14 protein-coding genes and 2 tRNA genes are annotated in these 14599 nt (G+C 52.7%); 4 read left to right on the forward strand and 12 right to left on the reverse strand.

The window, feature by feature from the left end; genetic code table 11:
• Positions 1-80 precede the first annotated feature (80 nt).
• The 7 genes from yacG to recJ all read right to left on the reverse strand — a co-directional run bounded on the left by yacG (position 81) and on the right by recJ (position 7479).
• Complete coding sequence (gene yacG / locus HMPREF2796_RS00260; protein ID WP_070630173.1) at positions 81-263, reverse strand: DNA gyrase inhibitor YacG; 183 nt, start codon at positions 261-263, stop codon at positions 81-83.
• A complete protein-coding gene (zapD, locus tag HMPREF2796_RS00265) occupies positions 260-1036 on the reverse strand; it encodes a cell division protein ZapD (protein WP_003823527.1) in 777 nt (258 codons plus the stop codon). Before zapD ends, yacG begins: the two co-directional genes overlap by 4 nt.
• 3 nt (positions 1037-1039) lie before the next feature.
• Positions 1040-1645 carry a dephospho-CoA kinase gene (coaE, locus tag HMPREF2796_RS00270; protein ID WP_070630174.1) on the reverse strand — a complete coding sequence of 202 codons (606 nt, stop codon included), beginning with the start codon at positions 1643-1645 and terminating at the stop codon, positions 1040-1042.
• Between the two features lies 1 nt (position 1646).
• Positions 1647-2504, reverse strand: coding sequence for a prepilin peptidase (locus tag HMPREF2796_RS00275; RefSeq protein ID WP_070630175.1), 858 nt, complete (start codon positions 2502-2504; stop codon positions 1647-1649).
• Positions 2505-2593: 89 nt separating this feature from the next.
• Complete coding sequence (locus tag HMPREF2796_RS00280) at positions 2594-3829, reverse strand: type II secretion system F family protein (RefSeq protein WP_070630176.1); 1236 nt, start codon at positions 3827-3829, stop codon at positions 2594-2596.
• Positions 3830-3859: 30 nt separating this feature from the next.
• Positions 3860-5536: a type IV-A pilus assembly ATPase PilB gene (gene pilB, locus HMPREF2796_RS00285; protein WP_070630177.1), complete on the reverse strand. Its 1677-nt coding sequence runs from the start codon at positions 5534-5536 to the stop codon at positions 3860-3862.
• 245 nt (positions 5537-5781) lie between these two features.
• Positions 5782-7479, reverse strand: coding sequence for a single-stranded-DNA-specific exonuclease RecJ (recJ, locus tag HMPREF2796_RS00290; RefSeq protein WP_070630178.1), 1698 nt, complete (start codon positions 7477-7479; stop codon positions 5782-5784).
• 213 nt (positions 7480-7692) lie between these two features.
• On the opposite strand from recJ, the gene HMPREF2796_RS00295 reads away from it, so the two are divergent.
• From HMPREF2796_RS00295 to fumC, 3 genes are all read left to right on the forward strand, one after another.
• Positions 7693-7768, forward strand: a tRNA-Val gene (locus tag HMPREF2796_RS00295).
• A gap of 11 nt (positions 7769-7779) precedes the next feature.
• A tRNA-Asp gene (locus tag HMPREF2796_RS00300) sits at positions 7780-7856 on the forward strand.
• Between the two features lie 259 nt (positions 7857-8115).
• Complete coding sequence (gene fumC, locus HMPREF2796_RS00305) at positions 8116-9510, forward strand: class II fumarate hydratase (RefSeq protein WP_049259087.1); 1395 nt, start codon at positions 8116-8118, stop codon at positions 9508-9510.
• Between the two features lie 362 nt (positions 9511-9872).
• Here the strand turns inward: fumC and HMPREF2796_RS00310 are convergent, their stop codons facing one another.
• From HMPREF2796_RS00310 to HMPREF2796_RS00325, 5 genes are all read right to left on the reverse strand, one after another.
• A complete protein-coding gene (locus HMPREF2796_RS00310) occupies positions 9873-11078 on the reverse strand; it encodes a hypothetical protein (protein ID WP_070630179.1) in 1206 nt (401 codons plus the stop codon).
• A gap of 317 nt (positions 11079-11395) precedes the next feature.
• The gene (locus tag HMPREF2796_RS00315; protein ID WP_246826823.1) at positions 11396-12298 is read right to left on the reverse strand and encodes a GNAT family N-acetyltransferase; all 903 of its coding nucleotides are present in this window, start codon (positions 12296-12298) and stop codon (positions 11396-11398) included.
• Between the two features lie 177 nt (positions 12299-12475).
• Positions 12476-12817: a DNA-binding protein gene (locus tag HMPREF2796_RS10910; protein ID WP_210385323.1), complete on the reverse strand. Its 342-nt coding sequence runs from the start codon at positions 12815-12817 to the stop codon at positions 12476-12478.
• The gene (locus HMPREF2796_RS00320; protein ID WP_064089178.1) at positions 12810-13289 is read right to left on the reverse strand and encodes a hypothetical protein; all 480 of its coding nucleotides are present in this window, start codon (positions 13287-13289) and stop codon (positions 12810-12812) included. The genes HMPREF2796_RS10910 and HMPREF2796_RS00320 overlap by 8 nt, the downstream gene beginning before the upstream one ends.
• 61 nt (positions 13290-13350) lie before the next feature.
• Positions 13351-13605 carry a helix-turn-helix domain-containing protein gene (locus HMPREF2796_RS00325; protein WP_070630180.1) on the reverse strand — a complete coding sequence of 85 codons (255 nt, stop codon included), beginning with the start codon at positions 13603-13605 and terminating at the stop codon, positions 13351-13353.
• Positions 13606-13817: 212 nt separating this feature from the next.
• Here HMPREF2796_RS00325 and HMPREF2796_RS00330 point away from each other — a divergent pair, with 212 nt between their 5' ends.
• The gene (locus HMPREF2796_RS00330; protein ID WP_070630181.1) at positions 13818-14573 is read left to right on the forward strand and encodes an XRE family transcriptional regulator; all 756 of its coding nucleotides are present in this window, start codon (positions 13818-13820) and stop codon (positions 14571-14573) included.
• Positions 14574-14599 lie beyond the last annotated feature (26 nt).

Raw genomic sequence — 14599 nt, forward strand, 5'->3', positions numbered from 1 at the left:
CTTGTCCTGATTTAAATTTAATCCACTATAGATTGAGACTACCTGAAAGCGGGGTTGGGGTTTCAGGTAGCCTCTGTCGATTATTCGTGGTCGCCAATTTGGGGCGGAGCTTCTTCCTGGCTGGGAATGCGGTAGCTTTCGTCGGCCCAGGTGCCCAGGTCGATCATTTTGCAGCGTTGGCTGCAGAAGGGGCGGTAGGGGCTGTTTTCGTTCCAGGGTACGGGCTTCTGGCAGGTGGGGCAGGGTACGGTGGGCTGGGTCATGGTTTGTCGGCAATGGGGTCGAAGCTGCACATTTTGAGCTGGAAGGGGATGTCGGTGTCGATCTGTTTTCCGCGCGGGCTGTCTTGGGTGGCTTGGGTGAAGCGGATGTGGGTGAAGTATTTGTTGGCGGAAATCTCGGGCAGGGTGTGATGGGATTGGGCCACATCTACGGTGAGCATGTGGATGTTGTTGCCGAGCTTGGTGTTTTGATAGTTGCCTTGGCGGGCGAGGCATTCGAGGCGGATGCTGTTGCGGCGCAGGATGCGCAGCAGCAGGGAGATGGCGTCGCCGGTGGGGGTGAGGGAGCGAATCCAGCAGCCGAGGTCGGCCACGCGCTGCTCAAAGGGCAGTTGCAGCCAGTAGTGATAAGAGGGGAGGTCGAAGGGGCTGGTGCCGCCGGACACGAGCATGCGCTGCTTTACGCCCATGAGCCATTCGTTTTCACGCAGGTGTTGGCCGAATTTTTGCTGTACTTCTTGCAGATTTTGGGTGGCTTGATAGAGGTCGTCTTGCTCGGGGGTGGAGTCGTATTGCTCGCGTTCGGCCTGGGAAATCTGCTGGCGTTGGCGTTCGAGCTCTTGCAGGATGTCGAGTTTAAGTTCGGCGCGGGAGGCGCAATCCATGATTTCGAACAGGGTGCCGAGGGCGGCGTGGTGTGCCCAAGGCTCTGGGTGGCTGACGGTGGCGTTGAAGCGGGAAAAGAGGTGCTCGAGGCGCAGGAAGTTACGAATGCGTTCGGACAGGGGGTGTTCGAAGGTGATGATGGCGGACATGGTTCAACTACCGAATAATTGTTGGTAAATAAGGTGTTGCCGCTCCACGGCAGCGGCAAGCTCGGGCAGGCCGGCTTCGTTGCTGATGAGGTCGTCGGCAATGCTGCGGCGCTGTTGGCGGCTGGCCTGGGCGGCGAGAATGCCGTTAATCATATCACGGGTAAGGCCGCTGCGTTCAATGGTGCGGCGGATTTGTGTTTCTTCGCTGCAATCGATAACGAGAATGCGCTGAAGAATGCTTTGAAAAACAGGTTGCTCGGCAAGCAGGGGGATTTCGATGATGCCGTAGGTGGCTTGGGGGTATTGCTGTTGGCGCGCGCGAATTTCGGTGAGGATCAGCGGGTGGAGGATGCTTTCAAGTTTGGTTTTAGCTTCGGGGGATTGGAAAACGAGTTGGCGCAGAGCATCGCGCTTGAGGCTACCTGAAAAATCGAATACAGCCTCGCCAAAGGCAGCACGGATGGCAGGGAGGGCAGCTCCGTCGTTTGCGGTGAGGACGCGGGAGACGGCATCGGCATCAATCAGCGGCACGCCGTGTTGGGCAAACAGGCGGGCAGCGGTGGATTTACCGCTGCCGATGCCGCCGGTGAGGCCGACCCAGGCGGTCATATCAGATGAATCCGGATTTGTGCAGCCACCATTGGATGCCTTGCAGGATATAGCTGTTGGCAGCGAAAACCAGCCAGCCGGCAATGGCGAGCGCGGGACCGAAGGCAATGGGCTGGCCTTTGGCGGCACGCATTATCAGGGCAGCAACGAGGCCAACCAAGGTGGCCACGAAAACAATAACGGGCAGGGTGCTAACGCCGAGCCAGGCGCCCAGTGCGGCGAGCAGTTTGAAGTCGCCATAGCCCATGCCTTCTTTGCCGGTGATGAGTTTGAACAGGTGATACAACAGCCAGAGGCTCAAATAGCCAACTACGGTGCCGAGCAGTGCCGATGGCAGGCTGACGAAGCCAACTTGCCAGTTGAACAGCAGGCCGAGCCAAATCAGGGGCAGGGTGAGCTGGTCGGGCAAGAGCTGGGTGTCGGCATCGATAAAGGTGAGGGCAACCAACACGGCGGTGAATACGAGGCCGCCAAGGGTAAGCCAAGTATAACCGTAGCGCCAGGCGACGATACCAAAGAGGATGCCGGTGAGCAGCTCAATAGCGGGATACCGCAAGCTGATGGGGGTGTGGCAGCTATGGCAGCGGCCGCGCAGCAGCAGATAGCTGATGATGGGGATATTTTGCCATGGCTTCACCGGGCTGCCGCATTTGGGGCAGCGCGAGGGCGGGGTGCTGATGTTGAATGGTTTTTGGTCTTCTTCGTCTAACGGCAGTTCGAGATGCTGTTTGGCAGCGATACGCCATTGTTTCTCTAGCATGACCGGCAGGCGGTAGATAACCACATTAAGAAAGCTGCCCACCAGCAGGCCGAGCAGGACGGCGAAGGGGATGTAGATTTCGGGATCAAGATTGGTCATAGGCGTGGTGTAGGTATGTTTTCAGGTAGCCTGTGGGAGGCTACCTGAAAGATGGAAAGGATTAGGACAGAATAATTGGGCTGGCTAAGTTAGCCGACTACACTACCCAAGTTGAACAGTGGCAGGTACATAGCAACCAGGATTACACCGATGATGCTACCTAGCACCACCATAATGATAGGCTCCATCAGAGAGGATAGGGTGGCAACGGCAATATCCACCTCTTCCTCATAAAATTCAGCAGCTTTATTCAACATATCATCCAGCGAGCCAGATTCTTCACCGATGGAGGCCATTTGCAGAACCATATTGGGGAATAGGTCGGTTGAGCCCATGGCAGTAGTTAGTGAGGTACCTTGGTTCACTTGGTTACGGATGCTTTTGGTTGCCTCCTCATAAATGATGTTACCTGATGCACCGCCTACGGAGTCTAGTGCCTCTACCAATGGAACCCCCGCAGTAAACAAGGTAGCGGTGGTACGAGCCCAGCGGGCGATTGTACCTTTCTCTACGATGTTGCCGAAGATAGGCATTTTGAGCAAGAGGGCATCAATACGTTTTTGCAGCTCAAAAGAGCGTTTATACCATTGAATAAAAGCTACTACAGAGCCAATCATCACAATGATGACCATCCATCCCCATTCCACCATAAAGTCAGAGATACCCATCATAAATTGAGTAAGTACCGGCATTTCGGCATTCATGCCGTCATATACCTTTTTGAATTCGGGCAACACAAACATCATCATGATGATAACCAGCACAATAGCCACTACCACTACTGCAATCGGGTAGGTTAGCGCACTCTTGATTTTCTTTTTGATGGCTTGGGTTTTTTCTTTATATACAGCCAATTTATCCAGCAAGGTTTCCAATACACCACCTGCCTCACCAGCATCCACTAGGTTGCAATAAAAATCATCAAAATATTTGGGATGCTTGCGGAAGGCATTGGCCATAGAAGTACCTTGCTCGATATCGTTGCGTACTTCCATCAAGAGCTTGGTCATGGAGGCATTTGAATGACCTTTTGCTACAATATCAAAGGCCTGCATTACTGGTAGACCGGCTTTCATCATGGTGGCCAGCTGGCGAGTGAATACAGTAATGTCGCCCTGGGTAATTTTCTTTTCACGAACTTTTTTCTTTTTATGCAGGCTGATAACCTTGATACGGCGTCGGGCGAGTTTGGCACGGGCATCCTGTTCGTCTTTGGCAACTACTTCGCCACGGACGATTTGCTCGGACTCCATGTGCCGGCCTTCAAATTCGTAGCTCACTCCTGCCACTTTTTTATTGGATTGGTTTCGTTTGTTTGTAGCCATAATGATTCCCTTTTAAATGAACGGACTTCACTAGTCGTTAGTGGTGGCAAGAATTTCTTCTAAGGTGGTAATGCCTTGCATTGCTTTCAAAATGCCGGCCCGGCGTAAGTCCACCAGCCCATCGGCATAGGCTTGTTCGGCAATATCCACCTCGGTGCCGTTATTGATAATGAGTTTTTGCATGGCATCAGTAACCGGCATAATTTCGTATACGCCGGCACGGCCTTTGAAGCCTTTGCCTTTGCAACGGTCGCAACCTACTTGACGGTATAGCTGCCAGTCGTCCTTGGCCAAGTCTTCTTCGGTGAAGCCGACTTTCAGCAAAGCCTCGGCTGGCGGACGCTCGATCGGTTGTTTGCAGGTACACAGTCGACGCACCAAACGCTGCGCCATGATTAGATTAACCGAACTGGCAATATTGAACGGTGCTACCCCCATGTTCAGCATACGGGATAGTGTGGCTGGAGCATTATTGGTGTGCAGGGTAGAGAATACCATGTGACCGGTTTGCGCAGCTTTAATGGCGATATCGGCAGTTTCCAAGTCGCGAATCTCACCCACCATGATGATATCCGGGTCTTGACGCAGGAAAGCTTTCAACGCCGCAGCAAATGTCATGCCCTGTTTATCGTTTACGTTTACCTGATTGATACCGGGTAAGTTAATCTCGGCCGGGTCTTCCGCGGTAGAGATATTTACACTGTCGGTATTTAAGATGTTTAGGCAGGTATACAGCGACACGGTTTTACCCGAACCGGTCGGACCAGTTACCAGTACCATGCCGTACGGGCGGTGGATGGCTTCCAGCAGCAATTCTTTTTGGAAAGGTTCGAAACCCAGCTGGTTGATATTCAGCGTGGCAGCATCCGAGTTCAAAATACGCATTACAATTTTTTCGCCGAATAGCGTGGGCAGCGTATTCACACGGAAGTCGATAGGTTTTTGGTTTTTATTGAACTGAAGCTGGATACGGCCGTCTTGTGGAACGCGTTTTTCGGAAATATCCATTTTGGACATTACTTTGATACGTGAGGCAATCTGCCCGCGGATATTCAGAGGTGGCTGTACCACTTCGCGCAGCTGGCCATCAGTACGGAAACGGATGCGTGCCATTTCTTCGTAGAATTCGAAGTGAATATCGGATGCGCCGGTGTTGAGGGCATCAGACAGTACTTTGTAGATGAATTTGGCAATCGGACCATCTTCTTCTTCGTCATCCACTTTGAGCGAAGCTGGTGTGGCCAGGGTGGTTGAGTCAGCAGAAATTTCATCCAAAATGGCGGTGGATGTTTGGCTGGCGAACTCCAACAGGCGGTCTAGCTGTTCATCATTGACTAGGATCAGGTCAACAATCAAGCCGCTAGGGAAAACAAGCTTTTGGTATGTTTGCAACAAAGTGGGGTCGGAGACACCCAAAAACAGTTTTTGCCCACGCTTGAACAAAGGTACGCAGCGGTACTCCGTCATCTGGCTGTCGTTGAGTACATCTTGCACCATCATGCTGCGGGAGTAGAGGGACAAATCCAAAATCGGATAGTGGAACAGCTTGGCTAGAAGCAGTGCCAAATCTGCCTGCTTGATAATGCCAGCCTCAGCTAGCATGGGAATGATATTTTTGTTTTGATTAACTTTTTCGCGGTATTTTTCAACCTGATCCTGCTCAATCAGTTTGTTTTGAAACAGGATGCGTAATAGTCCGACGCTCATATATTTGCCTGAGTAAAGTAGAACGGATTTTAAAATTCTGGGCGGATATTTGCTTTTAGGATGTCGCCCGCAAAGCCCGCATTTAGTAAGAATGCTTTTACACTATTATAGTTAAGATGTGATTATAAGTTAAATCATGGTAAGAATGCATTGTTTATGGAAAAAGTGGTTATTTCCTGTGGCGAGCTGGATATGTTGGTGTGAGTGAGAAAATAGATTAAGAGTTTTGGCTGTGTGGTGTGTATTTAGCCTGCTTCCCAATGGTCGATGTGTAGTTGCAATTCATATTGGTTGCGCCATTGGTTGGCAATGGGGCGGTATACCGTGTGGATTTTGGCTGGAAGTTCTTCGGCGCAGCGGAAAAACATGGCTTCCACAGTGTGTCCGCCACAATTTAGGCCGGCTTTTTTATGGCCGTTGCCTACTACCCGCTGCCACAATACTTCAAATTGGTTGTAGAAACACGGGGGTTGAAAGCCTTGTCCCCATACTTGGTTGGATAGTGTTTCGGCAGTATGCAGAGAGATTTCTTCAGGGCTCAGGCTACCGTCAGTGAGGAAGGTGCGGGTGAGTGCGTCTTGATCCAGCAGTTCGGTTAGTACACTTTCGAAAGCTTGTTGGAAGCGGAGGAAATACTGCTCACGGATGCTGAGGCCAGCAGCCATAGCGTGGCCGCCGAATTTTAGAATTAGATCGGGATGGCGTTTGGCCACCAAGTCGATGGCATCGCGCAGATGTAATGAGGGAATGGAACGGCCGGAGCCGCGCAGTTCGCCATTGCCTGTGGGGGCAAACACGATGGTGGGTCGATGGAAACGGTCTTTGAGCCGGCCGGCCACGATACCAACCACGCCTTGGTGCCAATCGGGATGGAAGGCGGTAATGCCCAGGCTGTTGCCAACGATAATTTGATCGGCCAGAGTAAGGGCTTCCTGCAGCATGTTTTGCTCGATTTCCTGTCGTGCGCGGTTCAGTTCATTTAACTGTTCGGCCAGTTCGGCGGCGGTGGCCGGATCTTCGGCCAGTAGGCAGGCAATACCAATTTCCATGTTTTCCAAACGGCCGGCAGCATTGATGCGCGGGCCGATGGCAAAGCCCAAATCAAACGGCTTGGCTTGTCGCATATCGCGCTGGGCTACCTGAAAAAGCGCCTGAATGCCAGGACGGGTTTTGCCAATTTGCATTCGTTTGAGCCCTTGGCTAACCAAGATTCGGTTGTTGTAATCCAATGTCACCACATCGGCCACGGTGCCCAAAGCCACTAAGTCTAAAAGCTCGGCCAAATTCGGTTCAGGTAGCCTTTGCGGGTTGAACCATTGCTGTGTACGCAGCAGGGCGCGCAGGGCGGTTAATACATAGAAGATTACGCCTACGCCGGCCAGATTCTTGCTGGCAAAGGCACATCCCGGTTGATTGGGATTAACGATGATACATTCAGGTAGCGTGTCGCCCGGTAAGTGATGGTCGGTGATAATTACGTCCATACCCAATGCTTGGGCGCGTGCCACACCGGCAGTGCTGGAAATGCCGTTATCTACGGTTAACAGCAGCTGAGTGCCTCGTTCGGCAGCCAGGTCGGCCAGTTGCGGGGTGAGGCCGTAGCCATGTTTGAAACGATCCGGTACTAAAAACTCCACCCGTGCGCCCATGCGGCGCAAGCCTAAAATGCCTACTGCGCAGGCTGTGGCGCCATCGGCATCGTAGTCAGCCACAATTAAAATTCGCTCTTGCTCCCGGATGGCGTGAGCCAATCGTTCGGCAGCGACATCAATATTTTTCAGCGATTGATAGGGCAGCAGGCTGGCTAAATGGTTATGCAGTTCGGCGGGGGAACGGACATTGCGGGCTGCAAACAGGCGTGCTAACAAGGGCGGGGTGCCGGCGGCCAGCAGGGCTTGTTCGGCTTCGGGGTTGGCTTGGCGGGTACGGATAACGGCGTTCATAAAGCCATGGCGAGTAGTAAAGTAAATTATTTATTATAGCGCAAACTGGCATGCCGAGAGATTTCTGACGGTTTGAGAGAGAAATTTATAAAAGTTTTTTCACTTTTATAACAGAGTGTTGATATTTTGCCGTAAGTTTTTTGCAAGATAATGCTTGCAATGATGTGGAGAGTTTGGTTTAATTCGCATCTTCTAGTGCTGTGCACGAAACATGGGTGATTAGCTCAGTTGGTAGAGCGTCTGCCTTACAAGCAGAATGTCGGCGGTTCGACTCCGTCATCACCCACCATTTTTTTGCGCGCGGTGGTAGCTCAGTTGGTTAGAGTACCGGCCTGTCACGCCGGTGGTCGCGGGTTCGAGTCCCGTCCACCGCGCCATTTATAATCAAAACCCCTCTGCTGAAAGGCAGAGGGGTTTTAGCATTTCTGATTGTAATATTCCGTATATTGCCGCCGTGAAAAACTACTTGGTTTTATGGTATATTCGCCGTGGCCGATAACAGGTTGGATTACTTTTTATATAGTATTTTCAAATTAATATGATGTAAAGGCTGCCCGCTTGGTTACGCTGCTATTGGAAGCAGCTATAGCCAGTTGGTTTTAACTTAGACATTTAACAAACTTCAGGAGTTGCATGATGGAATTTCGCATTGAAAAAGATACCATGGGGGAAGTAAAGGTGCCGGCCAACCGGTATTGGGGCGCACAAACCGAGCGCTCACGCAACAACTTCAAAATCGGCCCGGCTGCTTCTATGCCGCATGAAATTATTGAAGCCTTTGCCTATTTGAAAAAAGCAGCCGCTTTTGCCAATGCCGACTTGGGTGTATTGCCTGCTGAGAAGCGCGACCTGATTGCCGCCGCCTGCGACGAAATTTTGGCGCACAAGCTGGATGAAGAGTTTCCGCTGGTGATTTGGCAAACCGGCTCCGGCACCCAATCCAACATGAATTTGAACGAAGTCATTTCCAACCGCGCCCACGTGTTGAACGGCGGCAAACTGGGCGAGAAAAGCGTTATCCACCCCAATGACGACGTAAACAAATCCCAGTCTTCCAACGACACCTATCCCACCGCCATGCACATCGCCGCCTACCAAAAAGTAGTGCAGCACACCCTGCCCGCCGTTAAGCGACTGCAAAAAACCTTGGCTGCCAAAGCCGAGGCATTTGCCGATGTGGTGAAAATCGGCCGCACTCATCTGATGGATGCCACGCCGCTTACCCTTGGCCAAGAGTTTTCCGCCTATGCTGCCCAGCTCGCCTACGGCATTCGTGCTTTGGAAAATACCCTGCCACATCTGGCCGAGCTCGCTTTAGGTGGCACCGCTGTGGGCACCGGCTTGAACACGCCCAAAGGCTACGATGTTCAGGTAGCCTCTTATATCGCCAAATTCACCGGCCTGCCCTTTGTTACCGCACCGAACAAATTCGAAGCATTGGCCACGCATGATGCCATTGTGGAAACCCATGGCGCATTGAAGCAGCTGGCTGTGTCGCTGTATAAAATTGCCAACGACATCCGCCTGTTGGCCTCTGGTCCGCGCTCCGGTATCGGTGAAATCCTGATTCCTGAGAACGAGCCCGGCTCCTCCATCATGCCCGGCAAAGTTAACCCCACCCAATGTGAAGCCCTCACCATGGTGTGCGCCCAAGTGTTGGGCAACGACACCGCCATTTCCTTCTCCGGCACGCAGGGCCAGTTCCAGCTCAACGTGTTCAAACCTGTGATGGCTGCCAACTTCCTGCAATCTGCGCAGCTTTTGGCCGATGCTTGCATCTCGTTTGACGAACATTGTGCAGCTGGCATTGAGCCCAACCTGCCGCGCATCAAGCAGCAGCTCGACAATTCATTGATGCTGGTTACTGCGTTGAACACCAAAATCGGCTACGAAAACGCCGCCAAAATCGCCAAAGCTGCGCACAAAAACGGCACCACCCTGCGCGAAGAAGCCGTGAAATCCGGCCTCTTGACCGCCGAGCAGTTTGACGACTGGGTACGTCCTGCCGATATGGTAGGCAGTTTGAAATAAGTTTGGTTAGGCAGGAAGAAGCGCATATTGGAAGCAGTATGCGCTTTATTTTATTTGCTGTTTGCACGGAGGGAAGGCTACCTGAAAAGTGTTTGTTTGGATTTTCAGGTAGCCTTTTGATGATATGTGTATCGGTATGGCCATAGTTAAAGCACTTATTTCTGCATACTTGTATCGGCAAGCTTTGCCGTACTACGGCGGCTCGCTGCCCGGTATGAGGCAATACGTGCTTTAGTTATTGTTACCCGAGGGTAACTGTTGAGTGCAATCTAAAAGGCCACCTGAAAGCTTGGCTTCGCAGAAATTTCGCTGCGTTGCGCTTTCAGGTAGCCTTTGCTTGTGATTACTGACGGTTTAGTTTGTTAACGGCTACGGCCGTTGTTGTCGTACACCATTTTGGTGCCTTCAAAGATATGGATGCTGGCGGCGCAGGTGTCGGTTGAACATGCTTTCATCGGCAGGGTTACGCTGTAGCGGCCGCTGCGGGCGGGACGGTAGCTGAACAGGGGCACGCTGTCGCCCAATACGTCTTGTTTCACCACGCGGCCATTGAGACGTACGGTGAGGTCGATGTCGGAGCAGTTGTCGTCGCAGTCGCCGTAGAAGGTGTAGGCTTTACCAGCGGTGAGGTTAACTTGCTCGGTGTGGCTCTGGCCAGCGGCAAGGCGTTGCTGGCGCAGGAGGAGTACGCGGGCGGCCGGGTCGTGGCTTTCTACGATCTCCACATTGCTTCGTTGTGCGCGCAGCAGGGAGGGATCGGTGTCGGTGCTGCTTTCAAACACTTGCACGGAGTAGGCGCAGGAGTCGTTGTCGCAGTCTTCCATGCTGATGTTGAGCTGGTGGCGGCCACCTTGCTCGGCTTTGAAGTTCAGCAGGGGTTCGCTGTCGCCATCGGTGTCGGAGGCGATGGTTTTGCCGTTAGCGCTGAGGGTGAGGTCGAAGTCTTCGCAGGCTTGGTCGCAGCGGCCGAATACGTTGTAGTATTTGCCGGCAGTGAGCTCAACGTCCACGCTGCGGCTTTGGCTGTCGGCGAGCTGGCCGCTAATCAGGGGCAGTTCGCGGACGTTTTTATCGATTCCTTGTTGTTCTTCTCGGATGATTTTTTGTAAGGCTGCCAAGGACGGGCCTGTGTTGTCGCTGTTGCCTACTTTGCCGCCGCTAAATACTTGCAGCATGGAGCGGCAGCGGCTGCGTGAGCAGTCTTTCATTTCAGTATTGAGTTCTACACGGCCATCGCGCTCGGCTTGCCAGGTGAAGCGGGAGCCGTCGCCACGGTTTTTACGGAATAGGGTGGTGCGGCCTTGGGTAACGCTGAATCTGATGTCGCTGCAGTTTACGGAGCAGTCGGCGAACACGGTGTATACCTGGCCGGCTTTCACATCCAGTGTGGTGGTGTTGCTCTGGCCTTCTTCCAGGCGCACGGTGCGCTGGAACAGCAGCTGTGCGGCGGGGTCTTCACCTTTGATGGTTTCGGTGTGGGTGGATGCTTGGCCGGTGAGGTAACTGTCGGCAGCAAAAGCGGGTAGGGAGAGGGCGGCCAAAATTGGCAGCAGGGCGAGTTTTTTCATGGGTTGTTTCCTTTTGTTGGAGGAGAAAGAAATTTTGCTAAACGGCTGATAACGAAGGACTGTGCTTTCGCTACAAGGCGTGTTAACGCTGTAGCAGCAGCGTGCTCATCCGTTATATGCAAAATTTTGCGGCATTATGCCTAATTGCGTTAAATTTTCCAACTAATGTAAGGCGGCGGCAGCTTTTGCCTGAATTGGCATTAGCTTTTGCACCGCCGCAGCGTAGCAAATTGTATCAGCTTTTGCACAAATTTATCCCCGTTTAATAGTCTGTTAAACGGGGATTTTCATGCTATGTCCAAGGGTGGCCGGCTACGCTATTCCTCCTGCCCGTTGCCTAAATAGCGGAAGCCTTGCACGGCGCGGAAATGACCACCGTAGCCGGTGGCACTGCGGGCTTTACCGGTATCCTTCCCGTGCTTTAAGGCGGAGCGGCGCAGACTGTCGCGGCAGCGCAGTTTGTCGGCACCGTATAGAGCAGCCGATACCTGCGTCCATTGTGGATTGCGGCGCAGGGCGGCGGCTAAGCCGGGATGAGAGGTGTTGATTAGAGTGCGCAGCGGGCGGCGATAGCGGTTTTCTCCACGCAGCCACATTTCGGCACAGCCGTTTAGAAAGCGCGTACCGACTCCGGCACCCTGCCATTCCGGCAGCACCACCAGCCGGCAGGCGCGCGCTTCCACTAAACTGGGGCGCGGGCTGAAGGCAACATGTGCCACGGGCTGCCCGTTAATCAACCCCATGTAATGGCTGCCGGCAATCACCGGTGGCAGTTTCAGATAATGATGCGGCTCAAACAACCGGTAGTCGGCTTGGCGGCAAGGGTATATTTCCAATTCGAATCGCGGCCGTTGCCGAAGCCACCCCCATTGGAAGCAGCCAGTTTCAGTGTCTAACACCCAATCCGGCTGTATCCAGTCGAGGATGTCGTAGTGGCAGGATAGCAGCACAACTTGTTTGTTTTGGTGCCGGCGCCAGCCTTTGGCAAACGCGCCAGCGCCCACCCGGGCGATTTGGCGGTCTACCACCGAGCTGAACTCGTCCACAACGCTGATGCCATCGGGCGCTTCGGCCATCAGCCGCGCCAAGGTGGCGCGGAACTGTTCGCCATTGCTCAACACGGGATAGGGGCGCAGCCAAGCGGGCACATCGCCCAAACCGACCGAGGATAAGGCGGCGGTTACGGCATCGAAATCGCCGTCGGCGGCAATCGCATCCACCAGCGGTTGGTTGGCCGGCCACTTTGGGGCGTAGGCTTGGCCGATGCTTTTGCCGATACTGGTTTTGCCGGAGCCGGAAGGCCAAAGTGAGCGCCGCGCCTATCACGCTGCCGAAATTAGCTTGGTTAAACCATGTCCAAAATTCACACATTTTTCATCTCCTCTTTGCTTAGTGAATCAACATCTCGGCAAACTGCCGTACCATTTCCACGGAGGGTTCCTGCCGGTTAATCCGGGCAAGCCGCACCACGCCGCGTAGCATCTTGTCCAGCCGGCGTGCGTTGCCTGCGGCAGTGCGCACCAGCTCGGTGGCGGCCTCCTCATCCATACCGCCGCTTGGATTTCTTCAGGTAGCCCGGAGAGCACAAACTTTTTCAGCCGCCCGCCGCGCCCTTGCCCTTTGATGTATTCAAACGGCCAGCCGTCGCGTTTCGCCACATGCTCAATTCCCTGTTTGCTTTTTGGCAGGATTGGCAGCGCCATTTCGGCCAATTGGGCGGAGCTCACCAATTCACTCATCATCCTCATCCTCAAAATTCAGCTCGGGGTTTTCGGCTTTTTTCACGTTCTCCCGTTGGTAGGCCAGCACGGCTAGCACATTGGTCAGCGCTTCGATGGTTTCGTCCACCCCGCTGCCGTCTTCATGCCATTTGGCCAACAATGCCAAAGCCGCTGCCGTTTGGCTCTGCACCTGCGCCATATCCGCCGCTTTGCCCTTACGCCCGCGCGGGATTTCAATCACCACCCGGTCTCCATGCAGTACACTTAGGTATTCGCTAATAAAGCGGCTGCCTGTTAGCGCTTCAAACTGGGCTATCCGGTTGAGCGGCAAGGTGTTATCCAACAACCAGCGGTAATAGGTTTTAAGCTCCACCCCCATCAAGTCGGCCATTACTTTGGAGGGCAGCCGCCGCTCCTTGGCATGGCGCTTGGCCAGCTCAATCGCATGGTCTAGTGAGGTGGCTTTCGCCTGTCGTCTGATGGTTCTCATGGTAAAAATTTGCTGCGTGGGAATTTAAATGCGTGATTTTTTTGCTTAATTAACCTACAATTCAGGCATTCGCTACTTTTCGTAGCACTGGACGGAAGTTTCGAGCAGCGTAGCGCTGCGGCCAAATATCTTCCGGTTTCATGCCTAAAGCATTAGCAATAATCCGCTCTGCTTTTGGATAGGGCATTGATAAAGCACTCTTTAAGGTATTTGGGCTCAGTCCATTGGCGATGGATAGGGCGCGTAACGACCAGCCTACTTTTTTGAGCGCAGCAACCACATCCGCGCGATGCCAGTCTGCTGTATTTTTTTGCATTTCGATTACCTCCTTTTGCTTAACTTATTTGCTTAACTGATGGATATAATACTAAACAAAAGGATTCAATTCAATCCTTTTGTTTAGAAAATTTCTAAGATTTTGGATAGTTTTCGTTATGCTTTTGTTTATATACGGAATTTTTAAAACAAAAGTAGTTCGTTTTTGGTTAGGTGCTTGTTTAGTCCCTCTGGTTCTAAACAAAAGGATATATGAGTACACTTAAGGATAGGCTGGCACTGCTCTGGCCGGAAAAATCAACCAGCGAAATTGCTGACAAGATAGGGATGTCTTACGTTGGGTTGTCTAAAGTTTTTAGTAAGGACACCTTACCGAAAGCAGATACCCTATTGAAAATCCATGAAGTATCAGGATGTGATTTGAAATGGCTGATGACTGGGGAAGGTGTGCCATTCCCCAAAGAAGCGGCGGCAGGCGGTAACCAAGAGTTGCACGAGCCTGTCGCGGGCTATAATGCAAAATGGATCGCCCAAAGTATCCAGACTGCCCCGGAGGTGTGGGATACGCTCGGTAATCCCGTGGATTTGAGCGAATTCGTCTTTATTCCCCGCTACAACGTCCGGGCTTCTGCCGGCAACGGCTTCCCGGTGGGCAATGAGGAGCCTTTGTTCCCGATGGCTTTCCGCCGTTTTTGGATTGAACACTATTTAAATGCCGACTCCAAAGACTTATCGGTAATCAAAGTGCGTGGCGATTCGATGGAGCCAGTGCTGTGCAACAACGACAATATCTTGGTTAATCACGCCAAGCGTAAGCCCGGCAATGGTTTGTTTGTTGTCCGCATCGGCGGCGAGCTGGTCGTTAAATACACGCAAATCATGCCCGGCAGCAAGCTCCTGCTCAAATCTGCCAATGAGATATATGAGCCTTTCGAGTTGGATATAGCCGAGCCGGATGCCGATGTCGAGATTGTTGGCCGCGTGGAGTGGTTCGGCCGTCAGGTTTAAAACCTTTTAAAACCCTTTTAAAAGGT

The sequence above is a fragment of the Eikenella sp. HMSC071B05 genome (genome assembly GCF_001811325.1).
In the GTDB taxonomy this organism is placed as follows: Bacteria; Pseudomonadota; Gammaproteobacteria; order Burkholderiales; family Neisseriaceae; genus Eikenella; species Eikenella corrodens.